This window comes from Pseudooceanicola sp. (genome assembly GCF_041987405.1).
GTDB lineage: Bacteria > Pseudomonadota > Alphaproteobacteria > Rhodobacterales > Rhodobacteraceae > Pseudooceanicola.
Genome location: NZ_JBHIWR010000004.1, coordinates 445027 through 458696 on the forward strand (window position 1 = coordinate 445027; position 13670 = coordinate 458696).

The 13670-nt window shown below is 62.8% G+C and carries 14 protein-coding genes; 9 read left to right on the forward strand and 5 right to left on the reverse strand.

What is annotated here, in order from left to right:
• Positions 1 to 247 precede the first annotated feature (247 nt).
• Positions 248 to 754, reverse strand: coding sequence for a MarR family winged helix-turn-helix transcriptional regulator (locus tag ACFC2Y_RS13190; protein WP_375172611.1), 507 nt, complete (start codon positions 752 to 754; stop codon positions 248 to 250).
• 238 nt (positions 755 to 992) lie between these two features.
• Between ACFC2Y_RS13190 and ectA the strand changes: the two genes are divergently transcribed.
• The 6 genes from ectA to ACFC2Y_RS13220 all read left to right on the forward strand — a co-directional run bounded on the left by ectA (position 993) and on the right by ACFC2Y_RS13220 (position 6130).
• A complete protein-coding gene (gene ectA, locus ACFC2Y_RS13195; protein WP_375172610.1) occupies positions 993 to 1529 on the forward strand; it encodes a diaminobutyrate acetyltransferase in 537 nt (178 codons plus the stop codon).
• A gap of 92 nt (positions 1530 to 1621) precedes the next feature.
• The gene (gene ectB, locus ACFC2Y_RS13200) at positions 1622 to 2914 is read left to right on the forward strand and encodes a diaminobutyrate--2-oxoglutarate transaminase (protein WP_375186446.1); all 1293 of its coding nucleotides are present in this window, start codon (positions 1622 to 1624) and stop codon (positions 2912 to 2914) included.
• A gap of 5 nt (positions 2915 to 2919) precedes the next feature.
• Positions 2920 to 3318 (forward strand): ectoine synthase, encoded by a 399-nt coding sequence (locus ACFC2Y_RS13205; RefSeq protein ID WP_375172608.1) that lies wholly within the window; start codon positions 2920 to 2922, stop codon positions 3316 to 3318.
• A 9-nt stretch (positions 3319 to 3327) separates the two neighbouring features.
• Positions 3328 to 4752 (forward strand): aspartate kinase, encoded by a 1425-nt coding sequence (locus tag ACFC2Y_RS13210; protein ID WP_375172607.1) that lies wholly within the window; start codon positions 3328 to 3330, stop codon positions 4750 to 4752.
• Positions 4753 to 4886: 134 nt separating this feature from the next.
• Positions 4887 to 5435, forward strand: coding sequence for an rRNA large subunit pseudouridine synthase E (locus ACFC2Y_RS13215; RefSeq protein WP_375172606.1), 549 nt, complete (start codon positions 4887 to 4889; stop codon positions 5433 to 5435).
• 407 nt (positions 5436 to 5842) lie between these two features.
• Positions 5843 to 6130, forward strand: a complete 288-nt coding sequence (locus tag ACFC2Y_RS13220; RefSeq protein ID WP_375172605.1) for a lipid-A-disaccharide synthase N-terminal domain-containing protein — start codon at positions 5843 to 5845, stop codon at positions 6128 to 6130.
• 58 nt (positions 6131 to 6188) lie between these two features.
• On the opposite strand, the gene ACFC2Y_RS13225 is transcribed toward ACFC2Y_RS13220, so the two are convergent.
• Together ACFC2Y_RS13225 and ACFC2Y_RS13230 are read right to left on the reverse strand one after the other, a co-directional pair.
• Entirely contained in the window at positions 6189 to 6368 is a 180-nt protein-coding gene (locus ACFC2Y_RS13225) for a hypothetical protein (protein ID WP_375172604.1), read from the reverse strand.
• Entirely contained in the window at positions 6365 to 7396 is a 1032-nt protein-coding gene (locus ACFC2Y_RS13230) for a glycosyltransferase family 2 protein (RefSeq protein ID WP_375172603.1), read from the reverse strand. The genes ACFC2Y_RS13225 and ACFC2Y_RS13230 overlap by 4 nt, the downstream gene beginning before the upstream one ends.
• Before the next feature lie 153 nt (positions 7397 to 7549).
• Between ACFC2Y_RS13230 and ACFC2Y_RS13235 the strand changes: the two genes are divergently transcribed.
• Positions 7550 to 9112, forward strand: a complete 1563-nt coding sequence (locus ACFC2Y_RS13235; protein ID WP_375172602.1) for an ArnT family glycosyltransferase — start codon at positions 7550 to 7552, stop codon at positions 9110 to 9112.
• 805 nt (positions 9113 to 9917) lie between these two features.
• Here ACFC2Y_RS13235 and ACFC2Y_RS13240 read toward each other — a convergent pair.
• The gene (locus ACFC2Y_RS13240) at positions 9918 to 10880 is read right to left on the reverse strand and encodes an IS1595 family transposase (protein WP_375173713.1); all 963 of its coding nucleotides are present in this window, start codon (positions 10878 to 10880) and stop codon (positions 9918 to 9920) included.
• A 104-nt stretch (positions 10881 to 10984) separates the two neighbouring features.
• Here ACFC2Y_RS13240 and ACFC2Y_RS13245 point away from each other — a divergent pair, with 104 nt between their 5' ends.
• Positions 10985 to 11209 carry a DUF6471 domain-containing protein gene (locus ACFC2Y_RS13245; RefSeq protein ID WP_375172600.1) on the forward strand — a complete coding sequence of 75 codons (225 nt, stop codon included), beginning with the start codon at positions 10985 to 10987 and terminating at the stop codon, positions 11207 to 11209.
• Positions 11167 to 12099, forward strand: coding sequence for a hypothetical protein (locus ACFC2Y_RS13250; protein WP_375172599.1), 933 nt, complete (start codon positions 11167 to 11169; stop codon positions 12097 to 12099). The genes ACFC2Y_RS13245 and ACFC2Y_RS13250 overlap by 43 nt, the downstream gene beginning before the upstream one ends.
• Before the next feature lie 162 nt (positions 12100 to 12261).
• On the opposite strand, the gene ACFC2Y_RS13255 is transcribed toward ACFC2Y_RS13250, so the two are convergent.
• On the reverse strand, positions 12262 to 13662 hold the full coding sequence (locus ACFC2Y_RS13255) for a TRAP transporter large permease (RefSeq protein WP_375172598.1): 1401 nt from the start codon (positions 13660 to 13662) through the stop codon (positions 12262 to 12264).
• Positions 13663 to 13670: the final 8 nt, after the last annotated feature.

Genomic DNA, 13670 nt, shown 5'->3' on the forward strand with positions numbered 1-13670 from the left:
AGCCTCCGTTGCGTTTGCCGGACGCTTATCGCATGGCGCGGATCAGGTCCACTGTCCCGGGGGCCGGTGCGACAATTTCCTGCATACAATCGCATACCGGCGTGATGTTTGGGCGAAAAAAGGGGCCCGCTCTCAGTGGACCGCCGTCGTCCGCGGGCTTGACCCGAGGGCCTCCTGGCGAAGTGCCCCCGCATCGGGAGGTGCCCGGATCACGTCCGGGGATGACGCTATGCGATTGGGCGGGACCCTACTTCCGTTTGCCCGCCTGGTCGATCTCGCCCACGGTCAGCACCGGCGAGGCGTCGATCAGATGGGCGTCCATCATCGCCGCCACCCGCTCCAGCGAGGCGACGAGCTGCGCCTGTTCCCAGTCCGCCAGCTGCACGAATTCCCGCACATAGCGCTGTTGCAGCGCGTCCGGCGCCTCCTCCAGCGCGGAACGGCCGGTAACCGTGAGGATCACATTGGTCTGCCGCCGGTCGGTTTCGGAGGGCGTCCGCCGCACGAAGCCCCGCGCCACCAGCTTGTCCACCACCGAGGTCACGGTCGCCTGGGTCACGCCCATCTGCTGCGCCAGCGCCTTCGGGGTCACCGTCATGTCCGGTCGCCCCGCGATGATCTGCAGAACCCGCAGCTGCGCCGGCGTCAGCCCCGCAGCGGAGGCGAGATCCCGCTCATACTGCTCCGTCGCCCGCAGGATGCGGCGCAGGGCAATCAGGCTTTCGTCCACGCGGTCGGGGTCGGCTTCACTCATGTCAGAAAGTATCGCACCGCGGTGAATTTCGTTCAATCGGCAAAGTCTGCAGACAGATCAGAGCAAAATACCATAGGCTATCAAAGCGTGACATACCCACTAAACCCACAATATATTGCGGAAAAACGCCCCCCCTCGGCCCCGAAGGCCTACAATTTGAGAAAAAATGCTTAGGCCGTTGAAACTTTCTGATGGATCTATTAGTTAGATAGTCGAAGCAACAAAAGGGCCAGATGATATGCCGAAGGATCTTGAAGAGACCCGAAGTAGCACCCCGCGGCTACGCAAACCCGAAAGCACGGATGGCTCCGCCATCTGGGCGCTGATCAAGGACTGCAAGCCGCTCGATGAAAATTCGATGTATTGCAACCTCATCCAGGCGGATCACTTCCGCGACACCTGTGTCGTGGCCGAACTGGATGGCGACATCGTGGGCTGGATTTCCGGCCATATGATACCGAATGACAACGCCTTTTTCGTCTGGCAGGTCGCTGTCAGCCCCAAGGCGCGCGGGATGGGACTGGGCGGCAAGATGCTGTCCCACCTGATCGACCGTGACGAATGCGCGGACGCCAGCGAACTCAAGACCACCATCACGGAGGACAACGACGCCTCCTGGGGGCTGTTCCGCAGCTTTGCCAAGCGCATCGGCGGTGATCTGACCGACGAGCCGCACTTCCACGAGGAAGAGCATTTCGACGGCGCGCACGACACCGAGCACATGGTGACGATCACCCTGCCCTCCGCGGAAGAAGAACTGGCGCGCGCCGCCTGATCCCTGCGGATCTGTATTCCCCCATATCCCGATCCCATGCATGGCGGACCACCGGTCCGCCACCCCGAGATTTGTCCCGAAAGGACTGACCGATGCCGAAAGACATGACAGCCGATACATCCGTTTACGACCGCCGCGAAAGCGCCGCGCGGTCCTACTGCCGCTCCTTCCCCACGACCTTTGTCAAGGCGCAGGGCAGCGAGCTGACAGATGCCGACGGCAAGACCTACATTGATTTCCTGGCTGGCTGTTCCTCGCTGAACTACGGCCACAACGACCCGGACATGAAAGCCGCGCTGATCGACTACATCAGCAGCGACGGCGTGACCCATGGTCTGGACATGCACACCAACGCCAAGACCGCCTTCCTCGAGGCTTACGAGGAGCACATCCTCAAGCCGCGCGGTCTGGACTACAAGGTGATGTTCACCGGCCCGACCGGCACCAATGCCGTCGAGGCGGCGATCAAGCTGGCCCGCAAGGTCACCGGCCGCCGCAATGTCGTGGCCTTCACCAACGGCTTCCACGGCATGACCCTCGGCTCCCTCGCGCTGACCGGCAACTCCGGCAAGCGGGCGGGCGCAGGTGGCGCGCATCTGGGCGATGTCACGCACCTGCCGTTCGAGGGCGCCATGGGCGACGGCGTTGATACGCTGGCCTTCATCGAATCCATGCTGGAGAACGGCTCCTCGGGGATCGACGCCCCGGCGGCCTTCATCTTTGAACCCGTGCAGGGCGAAGGTGGTCTGAACGCCGCCTCCGACGAATGGATGCAGGGTGTGGCCAAGCTGGCCAAGAAGCTGGGCGCACTGCTGATCGTCGATGACATCCAGGCGGGCTGCGGCCGTACCGGCACCTACTTCGCCTTTGAACGTGCAGGCATTGTGCCCGACATGGTCACCCAAGCGAAATCGCTGTCGGGCTACGGCCTGCCCTTCGCCGCGCTGCTGATCAAGCCGGAGCTGGACGTCTGGAAGCCCGCCGAACACAACGGCACCTTCCGCGGCAACAACCACGCCTTCGTCACCGGCCGCGTCGCGATCGAGAAGTTCTGGGCGACCAAGGACTTCGAGACCGAGCTTCAGGCCAAGGCGACCCTGCTGACCACCGGCCTGCAGGAACTGGCGGATCTGATCCCCGGGGCCACGCTGAAGGGCCGCGGCCTGATGCAGGGTGTCGACGTCGGCTCTGGCGAGCTGGCAGGAGAGATCTGCGCCCGCGCCTTCGAAAAAGGCCTGGTGATCGAAACCTCCGGCGCAGATGATGAAGTGGTCAAGGTCCTCGCGCCGCTGACCACATCCGATGCCACCTACCGCAAGGGCCTGTCGATCCTGATCGAGGCCGCGCGCGACGTGACCGAAACAACCAAAATTGCAGCGGAGTAACCGCCATGATCGTTCGTGACTTCAACAAGATCGTCAAAGAAGAAAAAGACCGCGTCGTCAGCGATGCCAACTGGACATCCGTCCGGATGCTGCTGGCCGACGACAACATGGGCTTTTCCTTCCACATCACCTTTCTCGAGGCCGGTTCGGAACACACGTTCCACTACAAGAACCACTTTGAGAGCGTCTATTGCGTTCAGGGCAAGGGTCGGATCACCGACCTTGCCACCGGCGAGACGCATGAAATCACCCCGGGCGTGATGTATGCGCTGGACAAGCACGACAAGCACACCCTTGTCGCCGACGAGGAGCTTGTCATGGCCTGCTGCTTCAACCCGCCCGTGACCGGGACCGAGGTGCATCAGGCAGATGGCTCTTACGCCCCGGCCAAGGAAAGCGCCTGAGAGGCCACCATGACCCATACTGTCGAAAAAATCGGCGGGACCTCGATGTCCCGCGTGCATGAATTGCGCGACACGCTCTTTATCGGCGACCGCGAAGGCGACGATCTCTATGGCCGCGTCTTCGTCGTCTCCGCCTTCGGGGGGATCACCAACCTCCTGCTGGAGCACAAGAAATCCGGCGAAGCGGGGGTTTACGCCCGGTTCGCCAATTCCGACAACGACCGCGGCTGGCACGAGGCGCTGGACCGCGTCGCCGAAGAGATGATCAAGGCCCACGAGGCGGTTCTCGACCATCCGGCCGACATCGAACAGGCCACGGACTGGGTGCAAAGCCGGATCGAGGATGCGCGCAACGCCCTCACCGACCTCCAGCGCCTGTGCAACTACGGTCACTTCCGTCTGGCCGAGCACATGCTGCAGGTCCGTGAACTGCTGTCGGGCCTGGGCGAAAGCCATTCGGCCTGTGTCACCACCATGCTGCTGCAGCGGGCCGGGGTGAACGCCCGTCTCGTCGACCTCTCCGGCTGGCGCGACGAGGGCGACATCTGCCTGGAGGACCGCATCACCAAGGCGATGGAGCGGGTCGATCCACAGACCGAAATGCCGATTGTCACGGGCTATGCCCAGTGCGCCGAAGGCCTGATGCGTGAGTTCGACCGTGGTTATTCCGAGGTGACCTTTTCCAAGCTTGCCGCCCTCACCGGCGCGAGCGAGGCGATCATCCACAAGGAATTCCACCTGAGCTCTGCCGACCCGAACCTGGTTGGCCAGGACGCGGTTCGCAAGCTGGGCCGGACCAACTATGACGTGGCCGACCAGCTGTCGAACATGGGGATGGAGGCGATCCACCCCAAGGCCGCCAAGACCCTGCGTCAGGCCGAAGTACCGCTGCGCGTGACCAACGCCTTTGAGCCGCATGATCCCGGCACGCTGATCGACGACCAACCCGCCGAGGACCCGGCGGTGGAGATTGTCACCGGCCTCGACATCATCGCGCTGGAGGTCTTCGAACAGGACATGGTCGGCGTGAAGGGCTATGACGCCGCGATCCTCGACGTGCTGAAACGCCATGACGTGCGCATCGTGTCGAAACTGTCCAACGCCAATACGATCACCCACTACGTCGACAGCTCGCTCAAGACGATGCGCCGGGTGGAAAAGGACATCGCCGAGATCTATCCCTCGGCCGAGATCCGCTCCCGGACGCTCGCCCTTGCCAGCGTGATCGGGCGCGATCTGTCCACCCTGCGCGTGCTGCAACGCGGCCTCTGCGCCGTGGCGGATGCGGGGCACGAATGCATCGGCGCCACCCAGGGCCCGCGCAACGTGGACGTGCAGTTCGTGATGGAGCGCGATGACCTCAAGCCCTGCATCAAGGCGCTGCATGGCGAATTCATCGAAGAACCGAGGGCGGCGCTGAAGTCCGCCGCCTGACACGCCACACCGAGATGGCGGGGCGCTTCACCCCGTCCGGACGATCCGGCAGCACCATCTGGCCCGATGGCTGCCGGGTCGTTCATTTTGTGCCTCAGATTGCCTGATCCACGACCCGGTGCTAACCGGATGCCATGGCCCGCACGATCCTTTTCAACAAACCCTTTGATGTCCTGTCGCAGTTCACCGACCGCGGCACCCAGGGCTCGCCCCGCCAGACCCTGTCGGACTTCATCGACCTGCCCGGGGTCTACCCTGCCGGTCGGCTGGACCGCGACAGCGAAGGGCTGATGCTGCTGACCGACGACGGTAAGCTGCAGGCCCGCGTTTCATCGCCCAAGTTCAAGAAGCCCAAGACCTATCTCGTGCAGGTCGAGGGCCTGCCGGACGACGCCGCGCTGGAGGCGCTGCGTCAGGGTGTGACGCTCAAGGACGGCCCGACCCGCCACGCCAAGGTCCGCCGCGTTGACGACCCCGCATGGCTCTGGCCGCGCACGCCCCCGGTGCGGTTTCGCAAATCCGTGCCGGATTGCTGGATCGAACTGACCATCACCGAAGGCCGCAACCGCCAGGTCCGCCGCATGACCGCCCACGTCGGCCACCCGACCCTGCGCCTGATCCGTGTGGCCATTGGGGACTGGCACCTGGGCGATCTGGCCCCGGGGGCCTGGCGGGATGCATGAGGTTCTGGGGGTGGACCCCCGCCGCCCCCCGGCACAACCCCGTCCCGGCCCCCGCGCCGGGCCCCCGCGCAGACCTCTCCCCGATCTCCGAGGTCCCGGCACAAGGCCGGGACAGACCGAGCCCTCCGGACCTGCCTGATGCCACCGTTTCATCCTCGGGCTCGTCCCGAGGACCTCCAGCCAAAGGTCGCGCCTGTCGTGCAAGATCCTCGGGTCAAGCCCCGCGATGACGGACGACACCTGCACCGCTCCCAACACACACCCAACCACGTCCCGGCCCCCGCGCCGGGACCCCGCGCAAACCGCTTTCACGCCTCCGAGGTCCCGGCACAAGGCCGGGACACCCCCAGACCGAGATTGCGCCGCTGAGGGCGCCCCGCTACCCTCGCCCAAAACAGCGAGGGCACATGGAGCAGCTCATCCAACTCTTCCAGATCGACTGGCGGCAGGAGGTTATCGGCCTGACCGGCGGTGCCCTCTTCTTCGGGTCCTGGGTTCTTCAGGCTTGGGAAAGCCGCCGCGCGGGCACCTCCGTGGTCTCGCCCCGGTTCTTCGTGATCCGCGCCCTCGCCTCCGCGCTCCTCGCGCTCGAAGGGATCCGCAGCGGCTCCTTCTCGATCTTCGCTGTGATGTCCGCGACGCTGCTGCTGATGCTCTACAATCTACACCTGTCGCGCAAAAAGACTGCGGCCTGAACCGGATAAGGCTCAGACCGCATATTCTGTAAAAGATTTCGCCTGATGGTTTGGTCCGTCACCCCGGGCTTGTCGCGGCGGGGTCGTCCAGGCCTCCAAAACCCGACAGCGGCTGGCGCCAGCGCGTCGCCAGATCGGTCCCCGATCGCACAGGCACCAGAACATCCGTTTCGGCCGCGACGGTACGCAGCCTGCGGATCAATCCCATGTAGCTGGACCGGATCACCCGATGCATCATGGTCTCACCTCCTCTGCAGCGACCGGGGCGATATCGCCCCCGAACCGCTGGTCCACCACATATTTGTCCCGCTCCCGAAGCCCCGCCGCCTGCAGCAGTTCGGCCACCAGCCCGACCCCCAGAACCTGCGTTCCGGTGACGGTGAAGAGCACGCCGATCAGCAGCAGCGGACGGTTCCCGATCGGCCCCATGTCCAGCAGCCAGAGCGTCGAGAGATAGGAGATGAAGCCCAGTCCGAGCAGAAGCAACGGCAGCCCCAGCATGGCAAAGAAATGCAGCGGCCGGGATTGATAGCGCGTCACCAGCTTGACCGTGATGATATCCAGCAGCCCCTTGACCATGCGGTTGGCGCCATATTTCGACCGGCCGTGTTGGCGCGGATGATGCTCCACCGCGATCTCGGCCACCCGGTAGCCCGCCGCATGCAGCAGCGCGGGCGTGAAGCGATGCAGCTCTCCGTAGAGGTTCAGATGCCGCGCAGCGCGCTTGGTGTAGGCCTTGAAGCCACAGTTGATGTCATGCAGGTCCACATCGAAGAGCCAGGCCGTCATCCGATTGAACACCTTGGAGGGCAGCGTCTTGCCGATCGGATCGTGCCGGGTCTGTTTCCAGCCCGACACCACGTCGAACCCCTGCTCCAGCCGCGCCAGGAAGCGAGGGATCTCCTGCGGGTCGTCCTGCAGATCCGCGTCCATCGTCACGATCACATCGCCCCGCGCCTCCGCAAACCCGGCCGAGAGCGCCGCCGCCTTGCCGAAGTTCCGGGTGAAGCGGATAACACGGACATGGGGATCGATATCCGCCAGCGCCTCCGCGATCAATTCGCCACCATCGTCGGAGCCGTCGTCGATCAGGATGATCTCATGCGTCGGCTCCAGCGCCTCCATCACGTCGCTGATCCGGCGGTGCAGCTCCTCCAGCGTGTCGGCTTCGTTCAGGAAGGGCACGACGATCGACACGGTCCGCACCGGCCCACGCCGCATCGCACGGTCGCGCAGCGCCTGTTGCAGCTGGGGGGAAACGTTCATCTCGATCTACCTCTTTATCCGACCGACGCCGCCGTCCCAAGGGCATGCGATCACCGACCTTTTCCCGATTGTTTCCGTTCAAAATGGTAATTTTATGGCGTCGCGCGGGTGATTGTTGCAGATTGCGCAAAAGACGACGGAACCGGGACCCCCATGACAGAGACCGCGCCGCGCGACAGCTGGCCGATCGCCTATCTTGCCGCCGCGCTGGCCGTGGGCCTTCTGGGCTGGCACACGATTTTCGAGCCCTTCGGCCGCGATCAGGGCATCCATGCCACCATCGCCTATGCCTGGGGCGAGGGGCTGACGACCTATTCCGAGGTCTACAATATCAAGCCGCCCCTGACGACGCTGATGCACCGCCTGTCCCAGATGGCCTTTGGCCTGAACATGCAGGCGATCCGGCTCGCCGATCTGATCGTCGTCCTGGCCTCGGTCCTGGGCCTCGTACGGGTGATGCAGCGGCTGAACCGCAGCCCGGCCGAGGCGGGGTTCACCGGCATCGGCTTTGCCCTCATCTACTATGCGCTGACCCATTGGGAACATGCCCAGACCGATGGCTGGGCGGGCATGACCGTGATCCCTTCGCTGCTCTGCCTCATGGCGGGATGGCGCACCGAGGGCACACGCCGTTTTCTCTGGATGCTGGCGGCGGGCGCCGCGCTTGGCGTCGGGGTCGGGTTCAAATATACCGTTGCCGCTGCGGGCCTGCTGGTCTTCGTGCCGCTGGTGGCGGGCGGGTCGGAGCTACGCTTCCGCCTGTCGGACCTCGGGGCCTATGTCCTGGGCGGGGCACTGGTGCTGGGGGCCATCGTGATCGCGCTCTGGTCCGCAGGCGCGCTCGGCCCCTTCCTGTCGATCCAGAACTACATCCGCGGCTATATCGCCTACGGGCCCCAGCGCGCCGATATCCTCACCCAGATCATGGTGATCCTGACCCCCTCCCCGGTCATGGCCTGGATCACCGTCGCGGGGCTGCTGCCCTGGCTGGCGGCGCTGATGCGGGGCGAGAGCCTGTTTGTCGCCATCACGCTGATCTGGGGGCTGACCGGATTCCTCTCCGGCTATGTCCAGGGCAAGGGGTTTGCCTATCACTTCATGCCGCTGATCCCGGTCTATGCCATCCTCTGGGGCCTCTTCATCGCCGCCCTGCTGACCGCCCTCACCCGCCGCACCGGGCGTCCGACCCTGGCGCGCCTGATCATCCTGGGCGCACTGACCTGGTGCTTCGTCTCAACCCCGCTCTGGCCGCGGACGGCGCGCACCCTGAACCTGTTGCTGAACGACGCGCCCCGGCTGGCGATCCACGATTTCCAGCCCATGCCGCCCGATTTCGACGTCGTCGCGACGCAGGAGTTTGCCGCCCGCCTCGCCACGCATCGCCAGGCCGGCGACAGCCTGTTTCTCTGGGGCTACGAGACGATGCTCTACCTGCTGGCGCAAGAGCCGCCGCGCTACCGCTACCCCTACGCCTGGCCCTTCGTCGTCGATTTCCACGACGGGCGCTATACCGACGACCTGATGCGCCGCCTCGCCGCCGATCCGCCGAAACACATCGTCGTGCAGGACCACGACGCCACGCCCTGGGCCACCGGCCGCCCCGAAAGCTCTGCCGAGTTTCTGGCACTGTTCCCCGAACTCCGGACCTTTATCGAGGTGGGCTATGAGGAGGTCGACCGGACCGAGCGTTTCCGCCTCATGGAACGCCGGGACTGAGGTGCGCTGCCCCTGCGACAAAGCAGGCTTTGTCGCTACCCCGGGATATTTTCGGCCTTATGTATCAAGCGCACCAACAGTCTACTTGATTGAGATTCCGGTGTGAATCACCTTTGTCCCATGCAGGACAAGACGATAAACAACGCGCTGCTGGCGCTCCGAAAGCAGATCATTCGAGAGGGTGGTGAGGGGCTAGACCACGTGGAGGCGCTGTTAGCCCTGCGTGGGGTGGATATGCCCCGTGTGCTGCCTGCTAAGCGGTCTGACGTGGCAAGGCGGGGTCAGGCGCGGCAGGTCATCATAGACGCGCTCAGAGCTTCCCCTATGTCGCTGCGTGATCTGTCGGTGCGTGTTGCGCAAGTTCGTCCCGAGTTGACGCCCAAGACCGCGTACAAGCGGACCAGCGTCACGTTGGCCAAGCTGAAAGAGATGGGATGGGTTGATCGGGATGGGCCGGTGTGGAGGCTGGCCCCGTAGGGCCAGCCAGACAAGGGTTACTTGTCCTTTTCCTTCTTCGGCTTCTTGGGCTTGTCCTTCTCATCAACGGCTGGTGCCGGTGTGTGAGAGTTCAAGCCAAGACTGCTGATACCAAGGGACATAGCCATGGCATACCTCTTGCTTAAGAGGCTCAGACCGGCTTGGCATTGCCGTTGACAGCAAGCGCCATTGGTGAGATTCTGATTGTGTAAGCAAGGGCCGATCCGGCCTCCGGGTCGTAGGTCTCACCACCTGCGGCCCATCTTACTTTGTGGTGGCTGATTCGGCTAGCGCTAGTGTGTCACCTAAGACAATACCACAATTTGTGTCACGCCGCCCGCTGCCAATACCCCTTCCAGTTCCGGCTGACAGGCGCGTCCATCGCGTTTGACACCATGATGTGCGCCAGCGTCCCGTTGTCCGTGCGGCGGTTGTCTTCCAGCCATGCAGCGTGGTTCGCGTACTGATAGAGGTATTGCGGCGAAACGTGGTGATGTTGCCCGACAACCATGCGGCGCAGGCGGGAGAAGTAGCTTTCCGCCATGTTGGTGTGCTTGCCGTGGTCGCTGTACATCTGCGAGTGGTTCACGCGATCCACGGACCAGCCAGCGTGGAGCAAGTCCCAATGGGATGCTTCGTCGGCGGACAGGGTGGCGGTGCGGCTGACGTTCTCTTTCGCCAGTTCCACGCCTTCCGCTTCCTGTTTGGCGACAAATGGCAGGGTGCGGCCATCGCGCTCACGCAGGACCACGACAACGCGGCGCTTACCGGTCTGGTTCTCTTTCAGGCGACGGTCTTTCCGGTCTTCCTTGCGGTTCTCGGGGCGGACGTGACCGCCGAAGTATGCGCCATCAACCTCAACATGGCCGTTCAGCACTTCGCCGGTCTGGACCTCAAGGGCCATCGCCTCGCGCAGCTTGTGCGCCAGCACGAAGGCGGTTTTGCACTGGCAATCCAGATCGCGGGAAAGCTGCACCATGGAAACACCCTTGGACGCGTTCACGATGATGCAAATCGCTGCCAGCAGGTCCACAAAGTCCATCTTGCGGGAAGCAAAGATCGTGCCGGAGGTCACGGAAAACTGGTGCGCACAGCCCTTGCACTTGAACTTGCGACGGGTGGTGATCGAGTAGGTTTCGTCATGGCCGCAACGCGGGCAAACCGCCTCGCCATCAGTCTCGGGCCAGCGCATCTTGCAGAAGGTTTCGTATGCCGCTGCTTCGCCTGCCTTGTAGATAGAACGCAGGGAAAGGGTGCGGGATGCTGCGGAGAGGAGAAAGTGTTGAGCCATTGTCATCATATCCAGTGCTTGTGCATCAGATGTGGTGACGTTGCATAACCGTTTCAAGTGCTATAGCATCAAAAATGATGACACTAGCACCATAGGCGGTGAGAATGCCGGAAAGAACAGACTGGGAAGAGAAGGCAAAGGGGCTGCTACGGGCCGAAATGGCTCGTAAAGGTGTGACCTACGCGGGATTGGCCGAGCGCCTGGCCGAAATAGGAATCGAAGACAACGAGCGGAATTTGCGCAATAAGGTTAGCCGTGGAAAATTTACGGCGGGGTTTTTATTGCAATGTCTGACGGCTATCGGAACGGAGCATTTGCGCTTGGATTAACAGTCGGCGGCGGAATTGTTCTAAATCTAGTCCTCTGGAGCGCCTACAGAGCGGATAAGGCAAGAGAGGCCGTAACCCAAAGCCCAGAAGAACCCCAAAGCCACCCATGGGTAGAACCATGGGACTGGATCGTCACTACCTTTATCACCCCCAATGACACGCTCGCTCAGTGGGGAATGGCTTTGCTCTCCCTGGCTGCTGTTTATCTGCTTTGGGAAACTCTCAAGGCCAGCAGGCAGACCCTTAAGGCCACGCGGGAAATGGCCAGAGAAACCGCCCGCATCGGGGGCGATCAGATTAAAGCGTCCCGCGACGCTGTTGCCGCTGCACAGGTGGCCAATGAAGTTGCGGCGAACCAGTTCAAATTGGGCTTCAAGCCGCAATTGGTATTCCATCTGGGAGGCCCCTACGTTGACGAGTCCGTATATCCCTTGAAACAAATCCTCGAAGGCGAAGATAGCCGATGGACACACATTGAGGTGTCTGTCGAGGTCGAAAATATTGGTGACCACCCCGCAACCATCACAAAATTTTTCATTGGGACTACGGGCGGGAAAGACATTTCCTTTGGTGGCTGGCCGCAACAGGAAGCCTATGTTCGCCTCACGCCAGGCAAGAGAATTTTCCTTAACAACAGCATTGGCCACTTTGGTGATAGCGGCATCTCGCTCGGGCGGGCAAACTTGGCGCATGCTGGCGGCTTCCATCTCTCCGCAGAGAACAGAGACACCTTTCTCGACAACCTCCCCAAAGTCTTTGGATGGATTGAATATGTTGATCAGCTTGACGTCAAAAGGCGCATGGGGTTCGGGTTGGAACCCATAAACCGGACTGGTCGAGTGAAGACTTGGGGCGCAGATGAATACAACTACGACCGTGAGGTAACGTAAGGCCTTAATCATCGCTCAACCCTCCGGCTGAGCGCGCACCGGCTGGTGCGTTTGATACATAAGGCCGGATATTTTCAGCAAAAAGAAAGCCCGCGCGGCTTCTTCTGGTCGGAAATACCTTCGGGGCTCCGGGGGCAGAGAGCCCCCGGTCCGACGGTCCCGCTAGGCCAGCGATGGCAGCCAGAGTACGATGCCCGGAAAGGCCACCAGCCCTGCGATGGTCAGCGCATCGGCGATGAAGAAGGGCGCGACGCCACGGAAGACATCCTGGACGGAGACCTCGGGCCGCACGCCCGCAACCACGAAGCAGTTCAGGCCTATGGGCGGCGTGATCAGACAGAACTCCGCCATCTTGACCACAAGAATGCCGAACCAGATCGCGCACATGGGCCCGGACATGCCGAAGGTGCTGTCGGCGGCCGAGACGAACTCGCCCCCGTTCAGCGCCATGACCGCCGGATAGACCACCGGCAGGGTCAGCAGCAGCATCCCGATCGCATCCATGAACATGCCAAGGATCGCATAGGCCAGAAGGATCATGACCAGCGTCATCATCGGCGACTGATCCAGCCCACTGATCCAGTCGGAAAAGGCGCGCGGCAGGTTGGCGAAGCCGAGGAAGCGGACGTAGATCAGCACGCCCCAGATGATGGTGAAGATCATCGTGGCCAGCTTTGCCGTCTCCAGCAGCGCATCCTTCAACTCGTGCCATTTCATGCCCTTGAGCAGCGCCATGACAAAGATCAGCGCCGCGCCAAGCGCGCCGCCTTCGGTCGGGGTGCCCAGGGGATCGCCGCCGAAGGGGTTGTAGATGAAGGAGATGATGATGAAGACCACGCCAAAGATCGGCAGGGCCGGCAACAGCGACTTGATCCGGTCGCCCCAGGAAAAGCCTCCGACCGGCGGGCCGAAGTTGGGAATGGTCACCGCCAGCCCCACGATGAGAGAGCCATAGACGAAGGCGGAGAAGACCCCCGGCACAAAGCCCGCCAGCAGCAGCTTGCCCACGTCCTGTTCGACGATGATCGCATAGATCACCAGGATCGCCGAGGGCGGGATGAGCGAGGCCAGAGTCCCCGCCGCCGCCACCACGCCGGCGGCAAAGCGTTTGTCATAGCCGACCTTCAGCATCTCCGGGATGGCGATCCGCGCGAAGACGGCCGACGTGGCGACAGAGGCGCCCGAGACCGCCGCGAACCCCGCCGTCGCAAAAACGGTGGAGATCGCCATGCCGCCCGGCAGCCAGCCCAGCCATTTCTTGGCCGCATCGAAGAGCGCGTTGGTCAGCCCTGCGTAATAGGCCATGTAGCCGATCAGGATGAAGACCGGGATCAGCGAAAGCTCCTGGCTGGCGATCTTGGAATGGGGCACCTGGCCTGCGGTCTTCACCGCCACGCCCAGGGCCCATCCGAACTGGTCCATCGCATATTGCTTCTTGTCCCAGAAGATCCAGATCAGCCCGACCAGACCGGCCGTGCCCGCGGCAAAGGCCACGCGCATCCCCAGAATGACCATGACGAGCAAACCGCCCGTGACCCAGAGCCCGATATCCGTACTGGTCATGGCGCGCC